Source organism: Occultella aeris (assembly GCF_902703175.1).
GTDB classification, from domain to species: domain Bacteria; phylum Actinomycetota; class Actinomycetes; order Actinomycetales; family Beutenbergiaceae; genus Occultella; species Occultella aeris.
The window spans coordinates 145,951-161,981 of the sequence record NZ_CACRYJ010000034.1; the positions used below are offsets into that span (position 1 = coordinate 145,951).

At 71.2% G+C, this 16,031-nt stretch carries 15 protein-coding genes; 6 read left to right on the plus strand and 9 right to left on the minus strand.

Translation table 11 applies throughout. The features are described from left to right. Window positions 1–44: 44 nt before the first annotated feature. Window positions 45–536 carry an outer membrane protein assembly factor BamB family protein gene (locus tag HALOF300_RS12625; RefSeq protein WP_156741289.1) on the minus strand — a complete coding sequence of 164 codons (492 nt, stop codon included), beginning with the start codon at window positions 534–536 and terminating at the stop codon, window positions 45–47. A gap of 322 nt (window positions 537–858) precedes the next feature. Then, window positions 859–2,202: an outer membrane protein assembly factor BamB family protein gene (locus tag HALOF300_RS12630; RefSeq protein ID WP_156741290.1), complete on the minus strand. Its 1,344-nt coding sequence runs from the start codon at window positions 2,200–2,202 to the stop codon at window positions 859–861. Window positions 2,203–2,407: 205 nt separating this feature from the next. Between HALOF300_RS12630 and HALOF300_RS12635 the strand changes: the two genes are divergently transcribed. Further along, on the plus strand, window positions 2,408–3,490 hold the full coding sequence (locus tag HALOF300_RS12635; RefSeq protein WP_156741291.1) for a fatty acid desaturase family protein: 1,083 nt from the start codon (window positions 2,408–2,410) through the stop codon (window positions 3,488–3,490). A 57-nt stretch (window positions 3,491–3,547) separates the two neighbouring features. On the opposite strand, the gene HALOF300_RS12640 is transcribed toward HALOF300_RS12635, so the two are convergent. Genes HALOF300_RS12640 through HALOF300_RS12650 form a run of 3 tightly spaced genes read right to left on the minus strand, consistent with a single transcriptional unit; the run spans window position 3,548 to window position 6,928 of the window. Next, window positions 3,548–4,837 (minus strand): alpha-L-fucosidase, encoded by a 1,290-nt coding sequence (locus HALOF300_RS12640; protein ID WP_156741292.1) that lies wholly within the window; start codon window positions 4,835–4,837, stop codon window positions 3,548–3,550. A 55-nt stretch (window positions 4,838–4,892) separates the two neighbouring features. Then, the gene (locus HALOF300_RS12645) at window positions 4,893–5,765 is read right to left on the minus strand and encodes a sugar phosphate isomerase/epimerase family protein (protein WP_156741293.1); all 873 of its coding nucleotides are present in this window, start codon (window positions 5,763–5,765) and stop codon (window positions 4,893–4,895) included. Next, complete coding sequence (locus tag HALOF300_RS12650) at window positions 5,765–6,928, minus strand: Gfo/Idh/MocA family protein (protein WP_156741294.1); 1,164 nt, start codon at window positions 6,926–6,928, stop codon at window positions 5,765–5,767. The genes HALOF300_RS12645 and HALOF300_RS12650 overlap by 1 nt, the downstream gene beginning before the upstream one ends. Window positions 6,929–7,168: 240 nt before the next feature. On the opposite strand from HALOF300_RS12650, the gene HALOF300_RS12655 reads away from it, so the two are divergent. After that, window positions 7,169–7,510, plus strand: a complete 342-nt coding sequence (locus tag HALOF300_RS12655) for a hypothetical protein (RefSeq protein ID WP_197522525.1) — start codon at window positions 7,169–7,171, stop codon at window positions 7,508–7,510. Between the two features lie 88 nt (window positions 7,511–7,598). Here the strand turns inward: HALOF300_RS12655 and HALOF300_RS12660 are convergent, their stop codons facing one another. From HALOF300_RS12660 to HALOF300_RS12670, 3 genes are read right to left on the minus strand one after another with little or no spacing between them, the layout of a single operon-like run. Further along, the gene (locus HALOF300_RS12660) at window positions 7,599–8,621 is read right to left on the minus strand and encodes a LacI family DNA-binding transcriptional regulator (RefSeq protein WP_156741295.1); all 1,023 of its coding nucleotides are present in this window, start codon (window positions 8,619–8,621) and stop codon (window positions 7,599–7,601) included. A gap of 56 nt (window positions 8,622–8,677) precedes the next feature. Continuing rightward, complete coding sequence (locus HALOF300_RS12665; RefSeq protein ID WP_156741296.1) at window positions 8,678–9,652, minus strand: GNAT family N-acetyltransferase; 975 nt, start codon at window positions 9,650–9,652, stop codon at window positions 8,678–8,680. 39 nt (window positions 9,653–9,691) lie between these two features. Further along, window positions 9,692–11,035: an MFS transporter gene (locus tag HALOF300_RS12670; protein WP_156741297.1), complete on the minus strand. Its 1,344-nt coding sequence runs from the start codon at window positions 11,033–11,035 to the stop codon at window positions 9,692–9,694. 101 nt (window positions 11,036–11,136) lie between these two features. Between HALOF300_RS12670 and HALOF300_RS12675 the strand changes: the two genes are divergently transcribed. Then, complete coding sequence (locus HALOF300_RS12675) at window positions 11,137–11,709, plus strand: ArsR/SmtB family transcription factor (RefSeq protein ID WP_156741298.1); 573 nt, start codon at window positions 11,137–11,139, stop codon at window positions 11,707–11,709. A 51-nt stretch (window positions 11,710–11,760) separates the two neighbouring features. Here the strand turns inward: HALOF300_RS12675 and HALOF300_RS12680 are convergent, their stop codons facing one another. After that, window positions 11,761–12,951, minus strand: a complete 1,191-nt coding sequence (locus HALOF300_RS12680) for an ROK family transcriptional regulator (protein WP_156741299.1) — start codon at window positions 12,949–12,951, stop codon at window positions 11,761–11,763. Window positions 12,952–13,030: 79 nt separating this feature from the next. On the opposite strand from HALOF300_RS12680, the gene xylA reads away from it, so the two are divergent. From xylA to HALOF300_RS12695, 3 genes are read left to right on the plus strand one after another with little or no spacing between them, the layout of a single operon-like run. Beyond that, a complete protein-coding gene (gene xylA, locus HALOF300_RS12685; protein ID WP_154792813.1) occupies window positions 13,031–14,212 on the plus strand; it encodes a xylose isomerase in 1,182 nt (393 codons plus the stop codon). Between the two features lie 10 nt (window positions 14,213–14,222). Continuing rightward, entirely contained in the window at window positions 14,223–15,671 is a 1,449-nt protein-coding gene (locus tag HALOF300_RS12690) for a xylulokinase (protein WP_156741300.1), read from the plus strand. A gap of 1 nt (window position 15,672) precedes the next feature. Further along, window positions 15,673–16,029 carry a cupin domain-containing protein gene (locus HALOF300_RS12695; protein WP_156741301.1) on the plus strand — a complete coding sequence of 119 codons (357 nt, stop codon included), beginning with the start codon at window positions 15,673–15,675 and terminating at the stop codon, window positions 16,027–16,029. The last annotated feature ends 2 nt before the right edge of the window (window positions 16,030–16,031 follow it).

A 16,031-nucleotide genomic window follows, 5' to 3' on the forward strand; every position in this document is an offset into this window, starting at 1 on the left:
GCTCGGTCGCCGGTGCCGGTGGACTCAGCCCACATCCCACGCGGTCAACGTGACATGGCCGCCCGCCTGGCCGATCGCGTACAACCGGTCGCCGTCAGGGCCATCTGGCCCCACCATCCGTCGGTCGGGGCCTCCCAGACCGGTTCCCCAGTGCGGATGTCGATCGCCACCAAGGCCTCGAGGTCCGCCGCAGACCCCATCAGGACGCTGCCAGCACCCACGGGCGGCCACGCAACCCATGCCTGCGACGGGAGCGACCATTCCTGCGCACCCGTCACCTCATCGATGCCCACGAGGCCGGTCTCGGCGGAGGCGACGAGGCGGCCGGCCAAGCGTGCAACCGGCCACGCGTCGGCCCTGCGCCAGAGGCGTTCGCCGGTGTCCGCGTCGGTTGCCACCATTTCGCTTTCGGCAACGGACTCGTCGTCGGTGACCTCAGCGGTGCCGATGACTACCGAAGACGTCGGATCATCATCAACCTGGAGGTAGTCCTGGCCGGAAGGCAACGGAATCGGATCCCGGTCGGCGGAGTACACGACGGCACCATCGGCCCGATCGACCAGCCAATCCGGTCGACCGAACGCGAGGGGCAACACCGTCGTGGGATTGTCGATGACGGCTCCGGGGGCGCGGCCGGTGCGATCAGGACGCCGGCGCCCACGAGGGCGAGCGCGCCGGCAGCCCAGGGCATGATTGCGCCCCAGCGGTCCTTGCCTCGGGTCGCACCGGGTCGGCGACGCACCTCCCGCGGTGCCAGCCCAGCGACGCGGTCGGATAGGCGTTCGGGCTCGTCGTCGCCGGCGAACGTCAGTACGAACTCGTCACCCCGCGACGCCATGGCGCCATTGTGCCGGGACCTCACTCGGACTCGAACCGCCACATCGTGAGCGAGGTGTTGGTGAGCAGGACCAGGTGGTCCCCGGTCGGCGCGACGTCGAGCGGGTAGTCCCCGACGGTCGGCATCCGCCAGCGCAGCGCACCGGTCGCCGTGTCCAGGCCGGCCAGCGAGGTCCCTCCGTCGGCGTCGGAGATACCGACCAGCACCGTGTCACCGGCGCCGACGCAGGCGCACCAGGCCAGCCGCCCCCGGCTGGCCGACGTTGTCCAGATCTGTTCCCCGGTCTGCTCGACCAGGCCGAACAGCGCACTGTCGGTGTAGACGAGCACGCGCCCGTCCAGCCGGGCGAACGGGTACGGGTAGGCCTGCGGGAGCGACCAGAGCGGCTCGCCGGTGGTCCTGGTCAACGCGTCGAGCGTGCCGCCGCGCACCTGGAAGACGACGTCGGAGTCCGGGTCGTCGTCCACGGGCATCGTCACCCCGTACGGCGCGATCGGGACCGGCTCGACGCTGGTCTCGCCGTCCGTGACCACCTGCCGGCCGCCGGAGTTCCCGGACTCCAGGGCGACGATCACGCCGGGCAACTCGTACACGAAGCCGCGGTCGAGACGGATCTCGCCGGTCTCGGCATCGAGCACGAACCCCGCGAACACGGAGACGAAGACCTCCCCGTCGACCACCCGGAGCACCGGCGCGTAGGGCTCTCCCCGCAGGCCAGGGCCGATGAGGGTGCTCCACCGGGGCTCGGCGAGGGGGTCCGAGCCCTGCAGACGCACCACCCGCTGGCCGTCCGCGTCCTGGCGCAACGCGATGATGTCACCGTCGGTCTGCGTGACCAGGAGGGCGCCGGGCATCGGGGTGCGGCTGACGGTGCCGTCGGCAACGTCGACCCTCAGGATCGCGGCATCGACGTCGCGCCCCGCCCGGCAGAGCAACGGCTCGAACTCCCACGCGCAGGTCATCCCGGGCTCGGAGACGGACCAGATCGCGCGGCCGTCGGCGGCGTCGTAGCCGGTGACGGTCGACCACGTGCCCACCACCACACGGTCCTCGAAGACTGCGACCCGTGGGGTGTCGAGCCACGAGGTCAGGTTCGGCATCGGCACGCTCCAGACCTCGTCGGGCGCCTGGGCCAGGTCGGCTTCGGCGACCACGCCCCACGCGGGCTGCGTGGGCGGAACGGTGAGCACGCCGACCACGATCAGTGAGACGGCCGCGGCGACCCAGGCGGGGGCCGAGGAGGTCGTCACCGGGCTGGGTCGCAGGCGTGGACCGGGTTCGCCGGCGTCCACGGGGGAGTCAGCCTCGGCCGGGACGTTCTCGGCTGCGAGGGTGAACTCGTCGTAGTCGCCTGGGGCGCCCATACTCGATTGTCGTCCCGTACGCGGGGGTCCGCCCGGTGGTTGACCGACGGGAGTGGGCTCGTTGCGCCGAAGGTGAAGGCCCTGGACACGACCTGCCGCTCCTGCGCCGGCATGCGACACTTGAGAAAGTGTCCGGCGCGATCAAGCGGTCACGCCCAGGGCGCCGCCGTGCGTCACCACGCACGAATGAGCCCGAGGCGGCAGTATGAGCAGTATCGCAATCGAGCGTCCGGCGACGGGTACGGTCCGGGAACGGCATGTCAGCGACTTCAAGGAACTGACCCAGCGCGTGCAGGCTGCCGGTCTGCTGAAACGCAGTTACGCCTACTACTGGTCGAAGATCATCGGCCTGACGTTCGGCGGGTTGGCACTCGCCGCGGCGTTCGTGCTGATCGGCAACAGCTGGTGGCAGATGGCGCTCGCGGTCGGCCTGGCCATGTTGATGACCCAGGTCGCCTTCCTCGGGCACGACGCCGCGCACCGGCAGATCTTCGTCTCCGGCAAGTGGAACGAGTGGATCTCCCTGATCCTGATCAACCTCTTCGTCGGCATGGGTCACGGCTGGTGGCAGCGCAAGCACACCAAGCACCACCAGGTCCCGAACAAGGTGGGCGCCGACCCGGACATCGGGGGCCGCGTGCTCGCGTTCACCCCGGAGGGCTACGCGTCCCGCAAGAACCCGCTGACCCGGTGGCTCGCCACCCAGCAGGGCCGCTTCTTCTTCCCGCTGTTGCTGCTCGAAGGTGTGAACCTGCACGTTCAGGGCATCAAGGGCGTGCTCTCCAAGGGCAAGGTCAAGCGTCGCTGGGTCGAGTTGAGCTTCATCGCGTTCCGCCTCGGCAGTTACTTCGCGCTCGTCTTCATCATCCTGCCGCCCGGCAAGGCCGCCGCGTTCATCGGCATCCAGCTCGCTGTGTTCGGCTTGTACATGGGCTCCTCGTTCGCGCCGAACCACATCGGGATGCCCCTGGTGCCGCCGACCGCGAAGATCGACTTCCTGCGCCGCCAGGTGCTCATGAGCCGCAACATCTCCGGCGGCCGGGCCGTCGACACGTTCATGGGTGGCCTGAACTTCCAGGTGGAGCACCACCTGTTCCCCTCGATGTCCCGCCCGAACCTGCGCAAGGTCGCGCCGATGGTGAGAGCCCACTGCGAGGCCCTCGGGGTGCGCTACACCGAGACCACTCTGATGCAGTCCTACCGGGCCGTGATCGCCTACCTGAACAAGGTCGGCCGCGGCGGCCTGGATGTATGGGCATGTCCATTGGCGGCGCAGTACCGCCTCTGAGCATCTCAGGCGGTACGGGCGCATGCCCGACGGCGGTGGCCGGCCGGGTGGGCCGCGTCAGTCCGGCGGTGGTGTCGTCGGCGCACGGTAGTTCGCTGGCAGGTCCGGCACGACCGCGCCGCCGGTGTCGTGCCCCGTGACGGACGTGACGTGACCGGCCGCGGACGCACCGCCGTCGGCATCCACCCGGACCAGTAACTCGCGCACCCGGACCGGTTCGAAGACGTGCACCCGGCGGACCCCGACGGTGCCCGCGGCGACCAGCACCACGCCGTCGGGCGTGCGCACCTCGTGCCCGCGCACGTGCTGGCCGGCGGTGAGGTCCTCGCGCAGCACCAGGTGATCGATGGTCACCGGTCGCTCGAACCGGGCCAGCACAGTGTCCCCCGACGAGGTCAGGGTTGCCGGGACAGGGGCCGCGAACCGGCGGTCCCATTCGGTCCGCCACGCGCGCACCCGGGCCACGTCCTCGTCGGGGATGTGCCCGCGGGCATCGGGTGGAAGGTTCAGCAGCAGGCCTGCGCCGAGGCCGATCGACCGGTAGGCGATGGCGAGCAGGTGGTCCACCGACTTCGGTGACTCGGCATCGTGGTGGAACCAGCCGGGGCGGATCGAGACGTCGCACTCCGGGGGCAGGTACTGCGCCTCGGCGAGGTCCGCGGTGCCCTCGGTGTAGTTGTCCGAGTGGGTCCGATCGACCTCGTACTCCACCGGATCGGCCGCGAGGCCGTCCTCGTTGCCGACCCAGCGGATCGTCGGGCGGCCCATGTTGAAGACCATGGCACCGGGCTGGAGCTCGTCGATCAGGGCGGCGATCCGGTCCCAGCTGTAGCTGCGTCCTGCCGAGCCGGCGCCGTCGAACCAGAGCTCGAACAGCTCGCCGTAGTTCGTGCAGAGCTCGCGCAGCTGGGTCAGGTAGAGCTCGTCGTAGGCGTCGGGGTCCGCGTAGCAGGGCGCGTTGCGGTCCCAGGGGGACAGGTACAGCCCGAGCGCCAGACCGTGGCGCCGGCAGGCGGCAGCGACCTCCGCCACGACGTCCCCGCGCCCGTCGCGCCAGGGAGAGGAGGCCACGGAGTAGTCGGTCGTGGCGCTCGGCCACAGGCAGAACCCGTCGTGGTGCTTGGCGGTGAGCACGGCGTACCGCGCGCCCGCCTCGAGGGCGGTCCGGACCCACTGGTCGGCGTCGAGGTCGCCCGGGTCGAACGTGGCCGGATCGAGCGTGCCGTCGCTCCACTCGCGGTCGTTGAAGGTGTTGATGCCGAAGTGCCAGAACACCCCGAGCCCGGCCTCCTGCCAGCGCAGCTGCGCCGGGGTGGGCACGGATCTCGGGGGGCCGGGGTTGGTCATGGCTCCATCCTCGCCGATCCGGGCCCGGCGCCCTTCGCACGCCCCGCCGAGTCGGCTACAGGTACGGGCGCACCAGTGTGTCGTAGCGCTGGGCCATCGTGGCGATCGTCTCGTCGCCGGGGGCGTCCCAGATCTGCTGGTTGAAGATCTCGACCTCGACGTCGCCGGTGTAGCCGGTCCCGGCGATCCAGGAGGTGATCGTGGGAAAGTCGATGTACCCGTCGCCCATGAAGCCACGGGAGAGCAGTGCGTCCGTGGCCAGCGGGAGCAGCCAGTCGCAGACCTGGTAGGACGCGATCCGGCCCTGTGCGCCGGCCCGGGCGATCTGCTCGCGTAGGTCGGGGTCCCACCACACGTGGTAGGTGTCCACGACCACTCCGACGGTCTCGGCCGGGAACTGCTCGGCCAGGTCCAGGCACTGCTTCATCGTGGACAGCACCGCCCGGTCCGCGGCGAAGATCGGGTGCAGCGGCTCCAGGACGATCCGCACGTCGTGCTCGGCCGCGAACGGGGCCAGGTCGGCGACCCGGTCCGCCACCCGCTGCCGCGCCGCGACCAGGTCGCGGTCGCCGTCGGGCAGTGCCGGGCCGCCGGGCGCACTCGCCGCGCCGAGGCCACCGACCACCATGACCAGCTCGCGGGTGCCCAAGGTCGCGGCTTCGACGATCGCGGCCTTGTTGTCGTCGAGCGCGGCAGCCTTGCCCGCCTCGTCGGCCGCGGTCATGAACCCGCCGCGGCACAGCGAGGAGACCCGCAGCCCGGCGTCGGCGACGATCCTCGCGGCGTTCTCCAGGCCGGCCTCGGCGACCCGGTCACGCCAGAGCCCGACGGCGGGCAGTCCCGCTCGCGCGGCGCCGTCGACCGCCTCGGCGAGCGTCCAGGCCTTGGTGGTGGCCGTGTTCAGGGACAGCCGGCTCAGGTCCGCCATCAGAGCGTGATGGGGCTGAGCTCGATGCGGCGACCCTCCGCCGAGGACGCCAGCCCGGCCTCGGCGAGCTGCACGCCGCGGGCGGCGGAGAGCAGGTCGTAGCGGTGCTCACGACCGGCGACGGCGTCGCGCAGGAACTCCTCCCACTGCAGCTTGAAGCCGTTGTCCAGGTCGTCGTTCGCGGGGACCTCGAGCCACTGGTCGCGGAACGGCTCGGTGACGGGCAGATCCGGGTTCCAGACCGGCTTCGGGGTGTGCGCGCGCTGCTGGGCGACGCACTTGCGCAGCCCGGCGACGGCGGACCCGTGGGTGCCGTCCACCTGGAACTCGACGAGTTCGTCGCGGTAGACGCGCACGGCCCAGGAGGAGTTGATCTGGGCGATGATCTCCTCGCCGTTCGGGCCGGCGATCTCGAAGATGCCGTAGGCGGCGTCGTCGGCGGTGGCGTCGTAGGCCTCGCCGCGCTCGTCCCAGCGGGTGGGGATGTGGGTCGCGGTCCTGGCGACCACAGACTTCACGGAGCCGAGGATGCCCTCCAGGACGTAGTTCCAATGGCAGAACATGTCGGTCGTCATGCCACCGCCGTCTTCCTTGCGGTAGTTCCAGGAGGGCCGCTGGGCGGACTGGTGGTCGCCCTCGAAGACCCAGTAGCCGAACTCGCCACGCAGGGACAGGATGCGGCCGAAGAAGCCCTCGTCCACGAGGCGGCGCAGCTTCACCAGACCCGGCAGGTACAGCTTGTCGTGCACGACGCCGGCGGTGACGCCGGTCTCAGTGCGGAGCCGAGCCAGCTGGATGGCCTCCTCGAGGGTCTCGGCGGTCGGCTTCTCGGTGAAGATGTGCTTGCCGTTGCGCATCGCCCGGGTCAGCGCGGCGTAGCGGCGGGAGGTCACCTGGGAGTCGAAGTAGACGTCGATGTCGTCGGCGTCGATGACCGCGTCCTGGTCGGTGGTCCATTCGGCGATGTCGTGCTTCTCGGCGATCTCTCGGACCGCATCCGCGCGCCGGCCCACCAGGATCGGCTCGACCTGGACCTTGGTGCCGTCCTCGAGGAGCACGCCACCGGCCTCCCGGATCGGCAGGATCGAGCGGAGCAGGTGCTGGCGATAGCCCATGCGGCCGGTGATGCCGTTCATGGCGATGCGGAGGGTGCGGGTCGTCATCGGGGTCGTCGTCTCCTGTGAATCGGTGGGGGAGTGAGGCACTCCCGCGTTGGAATGCGCTTTCCGTAGCGTACGGCCGGGGTCCGAGGACGTCAAGATCTGCCACGTCGGATGAGTCTGGCGGGTGCGAATCGTCGGTCGTCAGGGTGCTGGGTCGGCCTCCCAATTGTGGCCATCGGCCGATCGCGCCATGCTGGGCCCCGCACTGCAGCAACCGAGGCGAACCTGGAGGACGAATCGATGTCGGAGATTCTCAACGACTTGAAGGACAAGGCGGGCGAGGCGCTGGAGAGCGCGAAGAGCAAGGTCGGCCCCGCCGTCGCGGGTCTCACGGACAAGGCCGGCGACGTCTTCGAGGATGTGAAGGAGAAGGCCGGGGATGTCTTCGACGATGTGAAGGAGAAGACCGGGGATGTCTTCGAGGACGTGAAGGAGAAGGCCGGCGACGTGATCGAGGACGTCAAGGACCGCTTCGACGGCGACGACGACGTCGAGGCGCCGGCCGAAGTGCCCGCTGCTCCGGAGGCCGCTGCAGTTCCGGAGGCCGCTCCCGCTCCCGAGACGCCGACACCGCCCGCCTGATGCCCCGCTGTCGACGGGCGCGTTGCAGGTGCGCCGCTCCCGTCGAGCTGCCGGTCGGGTTGCCGCTACCTGCCGCAGTGGTGCGGGATCAGTTCCGCGGCGGTGTGGAGTCGCGCAGGACCACGGTGCTCGCCACCTGCTGGACGCGGGGCTCGGGCGCAGGCTCGGCCAGGGTCAGTTCGGTGGCGGCGGTCCCGACCTCGAGGAGCGGCACCCGCACCGTGGTCAGCGATGGCGTCAGGTCCCGCAGCGTGACGATGTCATCGAAACCGGCGATCCCGATCCCGGTGCCGACCGCGACTCCCGCATCGCGCGCGGCCGCCATGGCGCCGACAGCCATCACGTCGTTGACGGCGAAGACCACGTCGACGGCGGCGCCCGACTCGAGCAATTGGCGCATGCCCTCGTAGCCGCCGTCGCGGGTGAACGCCGAGCGCACGACGTGGTCGCGGGCCAGGGCGGCGTCGTGGGCGGCCAGGCCGGCCGTGAACCCGTCCATCCGGTCCCGAGCGGTGAGGTGGCCGGCCGGGCCGGCGAGGGCCGCGAACCGGCGGTAGCCGGCTCCGTGGAGCGCTCCCGCCAGGTCTGCGGCCCCGGCGGCGTTCTCGATCACGACCGTGTCCACGTCGAACAGCGGCTGGCCGATCATGGCGACCGCGCCACCGCCGGCACGGTAGGCGGCGAGGGCGGCGCGGAGGCGGTCGTTGACGGCCTCGTCGTCCGTCCGGCCACCGGCCATCACGATCGCCCGCGCCCGCTGGCTCTGGAGCACCTCGATGAAGGCGATCTCGCGCTCCGGGTCGTGGCCCGTGCTCGCGAGGGTAACCATCAGCCCGGCCTGCTCGGCGGCCGCGGTGACGCCGGAGGCGATCGAGGAGAAGTACGGGTCCGCGATGTCGTGCACGATCAGACCGATCGTGGTGGTGCGGCCACGGGCCATCGCCTGCGCGTTCGCGTCCGGTGAGTAGTGCAGCGCTGCGGCCGCCGCGAGCACTCGGTCCCGCAGCTCGGGTCGGACCGTGCGGTTGGCGCTGCCGTTGATGGCACGCGAGGCGGTCGCGAGGGAGACGCCGGCCTCGCGGGCGACGTCGCTGAGGGTGACCGAGGGCATGGCACCAGGGTAAGCGCTTTCACGGACCTAGTGGGGGAGGATCCGAACCGCGGCGGTCAACTGTCCGGCTGGGCCATGCCTCGGATCCAGGCGGCGTCCTCGGGGAGGAGGTCGCGCGGCAGCGGAACGGGGACTTTGCCACCGGGCACACCGATCGCGACTATGGCGGTCCAGCTGCCCCCCGGTGCGGGACCGGGCACCTCCTCCATCATCCGGTACTCGGCGCGTTCGGTGAGGTGGGAGTCGATGAGGAGTGCCGCACCGTCGGGCACCAGGCCGATCACCGCGGCCAGGCACGCGCCCAGGTCGGCTCGGGCGTCGGGACCGGCGTACGGGCGGGACTGGAGCCCGAGCTCGCGTCCACCGGTCGGATCCTCCGGGTCCGGTGGGTACAGCAGGGCCTGCGCCACGAGTCGGCCGTCGCGCCGTAGCGCCACGCTGGCGAGGGGATCGAAGGCGGTGTGCGAACCGGCGGTGAAGTCCGCGACGAACTCCGCTCGGAGACGCCTCATCGGCGCGGCCGGCGACCACGCCGCGTGCTGGACCGTGTAGTGCTCGAGGAAGAGTCCCAGTGCCTCGTCGCGCTCGGTGTCCCGGATCGGTCCGACCGAGCCCTCCGGCCGTGGCTGCGCAGCCGCCCAGGCACGCAGCTCGGGACCCACGACGTAGCGCCACGGCGGCATCGCCTGGATAGCGACGCCGCCGTGACGCTCCGTCAGTGCGCGCAGGTCGCGATCCGGCTCCGTCAGCTTCAGATGGAGGGACGGTGAGGAGACCGCGACCTGCACGCGGAGCAGCTCATCGTCGACGCCCTGCCCGCGCACGTCGGGCAGCACCTCGAGCACGAGTACGCGGGAGGCCGGGTGGAAATCGTTGTCGATCCCGCGGCAGTGGCCGAGCACCCGTCCGGCCGGGTCGACGGCGACGAAGGACCGCCGGTTGTTGCCGCCGCGCCATCGGTCGGGCAGCAGGTCGTCGAACGTCGCCCGGGACATCTCGACGTCGGCGTGGGTGGCGGGGCGAACCTGCATGGCGGCCAGTAGACCACGCACGCCGGGACGTGGTGCTCGTCAGTACCCGGTGCCGACGTCGGCATCCTCCAGTGCGGCCCGGTCGGCGTCGGCTCGAGCCACCACGGCCGGCGTGACCCGGGCCATCGCGTAGGCGACGAAGATCAGACACACCGCGACCGCACCGAGGAACACGGTGGGCAGCCCGAACGCCTCCCCGACCACGCCGCCGAGCAGGGCGCCGACCGGCATCGTGCCGTACATGAGGGTGGCCGAGGCCCCGCCGACCCGCCCGAGCATGACGTCCGGGATCAGGCGCTGGCGCATGGCTCGGGTGATCACGTTGCCGACCATGTTGGTGAAGCCGATCACCACGAACGCGGTGCCGATCGCCCACGCGTTCGGCATCAGCACTGGGACGGCTAGCAGCGCGGAGTTGACGATCCAGACGATCGCGAGCAGCCGCGTCTCGCGGATCCGTCCGAGCAGATGCTCGGCCAGCACCGAGCCGAGCACGGCCCCGATCGCCACGGTGGTGATGAGGATCGCGTACAACTGCTCGGTGAGGTCAACGGCCGAGGTCGGCCCGACGAGCCACAGCACGAACACGGCGAAGTAGGCGGTGTTCGCGAGGTTCATCGCGGCCCCGGTGATGACCAGCGGTCGCAGGACCGGGTGAGCGAGCAGGTAGCGCAGGCCCTCCCGGATTCGGGCGCCCATCGACTCGGCGGGGGTCGCATCCTGGGATCCGCGGACCGCCGGCTCCGCCATTCGGACCCCGCCCACATGATCGCCCGCCCGGTACGAGCCCCGCAGGCCGAGGCCGATGCACCCGATCGCGATACCGCAGAGCAGTCCCGGCACACCGAACGCCCAGGCCGGCCCGACGGTGAGCAGGAAGCCGCCCAGCGGCGCGCCCACGAACTGGTTCGCGACCTGTTGGACGCCGAGCAACCGGCCGTTCCCGGACGCCAGGCGTGAACGCGGCGTCACGGCCGGGATGAGGGTGCCCGCTGCGGTGTCCGCGAACACCTCGGCGGCACCGAACACGAGCAACAGGCCGAGCAGCACCGGCATGGACAGCGCGTCGGCGAGCGCGGCACCTGTCGCGAGGGTGAGCACTGCCATCCGTAGCGCCATCGCCACGAGCATGATCCGCCGTCGATCACCGCGATCGATCAGCGCACCCGCGTACAGGCCGAGCAGCAGCCACGGCAGCCAGGTCGCGGCGGAGAGCAGTGAGATCCGTAGCGGCGACGTCGTGAGCCCGAGGCCTATCAGCGGCACGGCCACCAGCAGGATCCCGTCGGCCAGATTGGAGGAGGCGGTCGAGGCGAAGAGGGCGACGAACCGGCGCCCCAGTGGCACGAGGGTCTTCGATGCGGTGTCGACTGATGCGGTCACGGTGGGAGCTCCTCATAGACTGAACAGAGAAAGTGATGCAGAGAAACCTATGCAGAGAAATCTCTGGAACTGTAGCGCCGTGTGCGCGGGAGGGCAAGGACATGGACGAACTCGCGCATGAGCCGCGGCTGGATGCCGCGGCGATGAAGGCGTTCGCACACCCGCTCCGGCTCCGGATGTTCTCGGTGCTCTCGAACGGCGGCCCGGCCACGGCCACCCGCCTGGCGGAGCGGCTGGGCGAGAACACCGCCCAGACCAGCTATCACCTGCGCCAGCTCGAGCGGCACGGACTCGTCGAGGAGGACACCGGCCTCGGCAAGGGGCGGGAACGCTGGTGGCGCGCCGCCTCGTTCAGCATGCAACGCACCGACGATGGGGCCGGGCCGGTGCAGGCGATCCTGCGTTCGGCGATCGTGGAGGACCAGGCGGCGACCCTGCAGACCTGGCTCTCCGACGACTCCGCCCCGCAGGAGTGGGTGACGGCGTCCCTGGAGCAGTCCACGACTGCCGTCCTCACGGCGCCCGAACTGGCCGCTCTGAACCGGGAGGTCCAGGAGGTGATCGACCGGCATACCTCAGCGGGGTCCGGGCGAGAAGCTGCGCTGCGCGAGGGGTCGGCGGGCCTGCGTCGGATCAGGGTGTACTACGACGGGTTCCCGCTCCCGTTGGACTGACCGCACGACGCTGCCGGGATCCGCACCGGGGTGGACGCCCGGGGCGCGTTCTCAGGCTGAGGCGAGCCAGGCGCTCGGGTCCTCGATCACGGTCGCGAGCGCGGCACGGGCCGCGCCGGTGAGCGCGGGTCGGTCGCCCGCGACCGACGCACGTACCTGCGCCGGTGCCCACGGCGCGGCCAGCACGCGCAGGGCGAGTTCCCGCTCGAGCTCGGGCCGGAGGTGCTCGGTCAACGGGGCGAAGGTGTTGCCCAGCACCACCTCGGAGACGTCGACGAGGTTGATGAAGGCCCCGACGGCCGTCCCGAGTGCACGTGCCGCGGCGTCGACGGCGGCGCGCGCGTCCGGATCTCCCGCCGAGAGGGCGGCGATCAGGTCCGGCGTGCGGGCATCCTCGGCCAGGCCGGCGCGGCTGAGCAGGGCCGCGGTTCCTGCGTAGGTCTCCAGGCATCCCGTCGCGCCGCACCGGCAAGCAGGGCCGGTCGGATCCACGCAGACGTGCCCGAGCTCGCCACTCCAGCCGTGCTCGCCGGCGAAGAACTCGCCGCCGTGCACGATCGCGGCACCGATGCCCACGCTTCCCGACAGGTACAGGAACGAGTCGCCCCCGGAGCCTGCGGCCAGCTCGGCACCGGCCGCGAACCTGGCCTCGTTGCCCAGGTGCAGGCGCCCGCCCGGGATCGGTGCGCCGAGCAGGTCCGCCGGGGTGACGTCCGTCCAGCCGAGGTTCGGTGCCCGCAGCAGCACGCCGCCGCGCAGCAGGCCCGGCAGGGCCAGGCCCGTTCCGGCCAGCCTGGTACCGCCGGCCGTGGTCACCGCCTCGGCTCCCAGTGCCCCCAACTCGGCGAGCACCTGCGCCGGATCGGACCCGCGCAGGTCCCGCTCGCGCGTCGCCTCACCGAGCACGGTCCCGGACAGGTCGAGGACCCGTGCGCCCAGGTAGTCGATGTTCACCTCGAGGCCGAGGGCGCCGACCGTGCCGGGGGCGGGTCGCAGCGGGATGGCCGGTCGCCCGGCGAGGCCGGCCGTCAGTGGGGCGTCCTCGGCGACGAGCCCACCCTCGATGAGTTCGGTGACCAGCCGCGAGACGGTCGCCCGGGTCAGGCCGGTCGCCGTGGCCACGTCGGCTCGTGACGGCGGGGTCGGTGCGCTCACCACGGTCCGGGCGATCAGGGACAGGTTGTGTTCACGCAGTGTCTCCTGGCGCACGGCGCCGCCGCCTCGTCCGCCGTTGCCTCGCATGGCTTGACCCTAACCGAATCGATGGATAAGTTCAGCAGCACAACAAATCTGAGTTCCACCCAGACCAAGGAGCCCCGCGATGGTGCGCACGCCCACTGCTGATGACAAGTTCTCGTTCGGCCTCTGGACGGTCGGCTGGACGGCCCGCGACCAGTTCGGCGAAGCGACCCGCCCCGCCCTTGACCCCCGCGAGTACGCGACGAAGCTCGCCGAGGTCGGCGCCTGGGGAATCACGTTCCACGACGACGACGTGGTTCCGTTCGGCAGCGACGACGCCACCCGTGAGCAGATCCTGACCGACTTCAAGAAGACCACCGACGAGGCCGGTCTCGTGATCGAGATGGTCACCACGAACCTGTTCAGCCACCCGGTGTTCAAGGACGGCGGGTTCACGTCGAACGACCGCTCCGTGCGCCGGTTCGCGCTGCGGAAGGTGCTCCGCAACGTGGACCTGGCCGCCTCCCTCGGCGCGTCCACGTTCGTGATGTGGGGCGGGCGCGAGGGCAGCGAGTACGACGGCGTCAAGGACGTCAACGCCGCCCTGAACCGCTATCGCGAGAGCGTCGACATCGTGGCGGCGTACATCAAGGAAAAAGGTTACGGCCTCCGGATCGCCCTTGAGCCGAAGCCGAACGAGCCGCGCGGCGACATCCTGCTGCCCACCGTGGGCCACGCGCTCGGCTTCATCGCCGAGCTCGAGCACGGGGACATCGTCGGCCTGAACCCCGAGACCGGGCACGAGCAGATGGCGGGCCTGAACTACACCCACGGCCTCGGCCAGGCGCTGTGGTCCGGCAAGCTCTTCCACATCGACCTGAACGGGCAGCGGTCCATCAAGTACGACCAGGACCTGGTGTTCGGTCACGGCGACCTGCTCTCCGCGTTCTTCACCGTGGACCTGCTCGAGAACGGCTTCCCGGGTGGCGGACCCACCTACGACGGTCCCCGCCACTACGACTACAAGCCGTCCCGCACCGAGGGTCTCGAGGGCGTCTGGGACTCCGCCCGGGCGAACATGGAGACCTACCTGCTGCTCGCCGAGAAGGCGAAGGCCTACCGGGCGGACCCGGCCGTGCAGGAGGCGTTCGTGACCTCCGGTGTGCTCGAGCTTTCCGAGAGCACCCTTGGCGAGGGCGAGAGCGTGGCGGACCTGCTCGCCGACCGGACCGCGTTCGAGGACTACGACGCCGATGCCGCCGGTGAGCGTGAGTACGCGTTCGTGCGGCTGAACCAGTTGGCGATCCAGCACCTCATCGGCTAGGTGTAGACCCATGACGTCGACGTCGCAGCAGCTCGTGGCCGGGGTGGACTCCTCCACCCAGTCGTGCAAGGTGGTCATCCGCGACGCGCGGACCGGGGCGCTTGTGCGCTTCGGTTCCGCGCCGCACCCGAACGGCACCGAGGTGGATCCCGAGGCCTGGTGGGACGCCCTCCAGGTGGCGATCGGCGCTGCCGGTGGCCTCGACGACGTCGACGCGGTCTCGGTCGGCGGCCAGCAGCACGGCATGGTCGCCCTCGACGCCGATGGCGCCGTGGTCCGTCCTGCGCTGCTGTGGAACGACACCCGCAGCGCGCAGGCGGCCCTTGACCTGATCGCCGAACTGGGCGACGGCACGCCGGGCTCCGGCGAGCGGGCGTGGGCGCAGGCGACCGGCAGCGTGCCGGTCGCCTCGTACACGATCACGAAGCTGCGCTGGCTCGCCGAGCACGAGCCGCAGAACGCCGCCCGGGTCGAGGCCGTGGCGCTGCCGCACGACTGGCTGACCTGGCGCCTGGCCGGGGACGGGCCTGGCACCGACGGCCTGAGCCGCCTCACCACGGACCGCTCGGACGCCTCCGGCACAGGCTACTTCGACGCCGCCCGGAATGCCTACCGGTTCGACCTGCTCGAGCGCGCGTTCGGGCGCCGGATCGGCGTACCCGCCGTGATCGGCCCCAGCGAGCAGGCCCGCAGCCGCGACGGCCTGGTGCTCGGCGCGGGCGCCGGGGACAACGCGGGGGCCGCGCTCGGCCTCGGCCTGGGCCGGGGTGACGTCGCGATCTCGATCGGTACCTCCGGCGTAGTCAGCGCCGTGTCGCAGACCCCGACGGCGGACGCGTCCGGTCTGGTCTCCGGGTTCGCCGATGCCACGGGTCTGTTCCTGCCGCTCGCGGCCACCCTCAACGGCAGCAGGGTCCTGGATGCGATGGGTACCCTGCTCGGGCGGCCCCACCGTGAGCTCGCCGAACTCGCGCTGAGCGCCCCGGCCGGGTCCGACGGCCTGGTCCTGGTGCCCTACTTCGAGGGCGAGCGCACCCCGAACAGACCGGACGCCACCGGCGCGATTCACGGCGTACGCCTGCAGAACACGACGCCCGCGCACCTGGCCAGGGCCGCCGTCGAGGGCCTGCTCTGCGGCCTCGCGGACGGACTGGACGCCCTGCGCGGCCAGAACGCCGAGGTGGACCGGATCGTCCTGATCGGTGGCGCCGCCCAGTCCGAGGCCGTCCGGCGGATCGCGCCGAGTGTGCTGGGCCTGGACGTGACCGTGCCGAAGCCGGGTGAGTACGTGGCCGACGGCGCGGCCCGCCAGGCCGCGTGGGTGCTGCTCGGCGAGGACGAGGCGCCGCGCTGGCCGCTCGCGGGGGAGCAGACCTACAGCGCCGAGACAGGGGTCACGCCGGGGCTGCGCGAGCGTTACGCCCTCGCTCGCGAGCTGACCCTGACCGCCGAGCGCTGACGTGCGCAGGTTCGAGCTGCCGCGGCGCACCATCGAGGCCTTCGAGAGCGTCGGCATCGAGATGGATTTCCTGCCTCGCGTGGCCGGCGCGGCCGAATCGTCCGTGCACGTCGCCACCCTCGAGCCGGGCGGCACGATCGGTCTGCATCGCGCCACGAAGTCGCAGATGTTCGCGGTGATCGCGGGCGAGGGGCAGGTGGCGAGCTCCGATGGGGTGCGCGTCACGTTGTCCGCTGGCCAGCTGGTCATCTGGGAAGCCGGTGAGATGCACCAGTCCTGGGCGAGCACGGCGATGTCGGTGGTGATCGTCGAGTCGGACGGGCGGTTCGAGACGACCGAGCATCACCGTGAGCTGTAGGC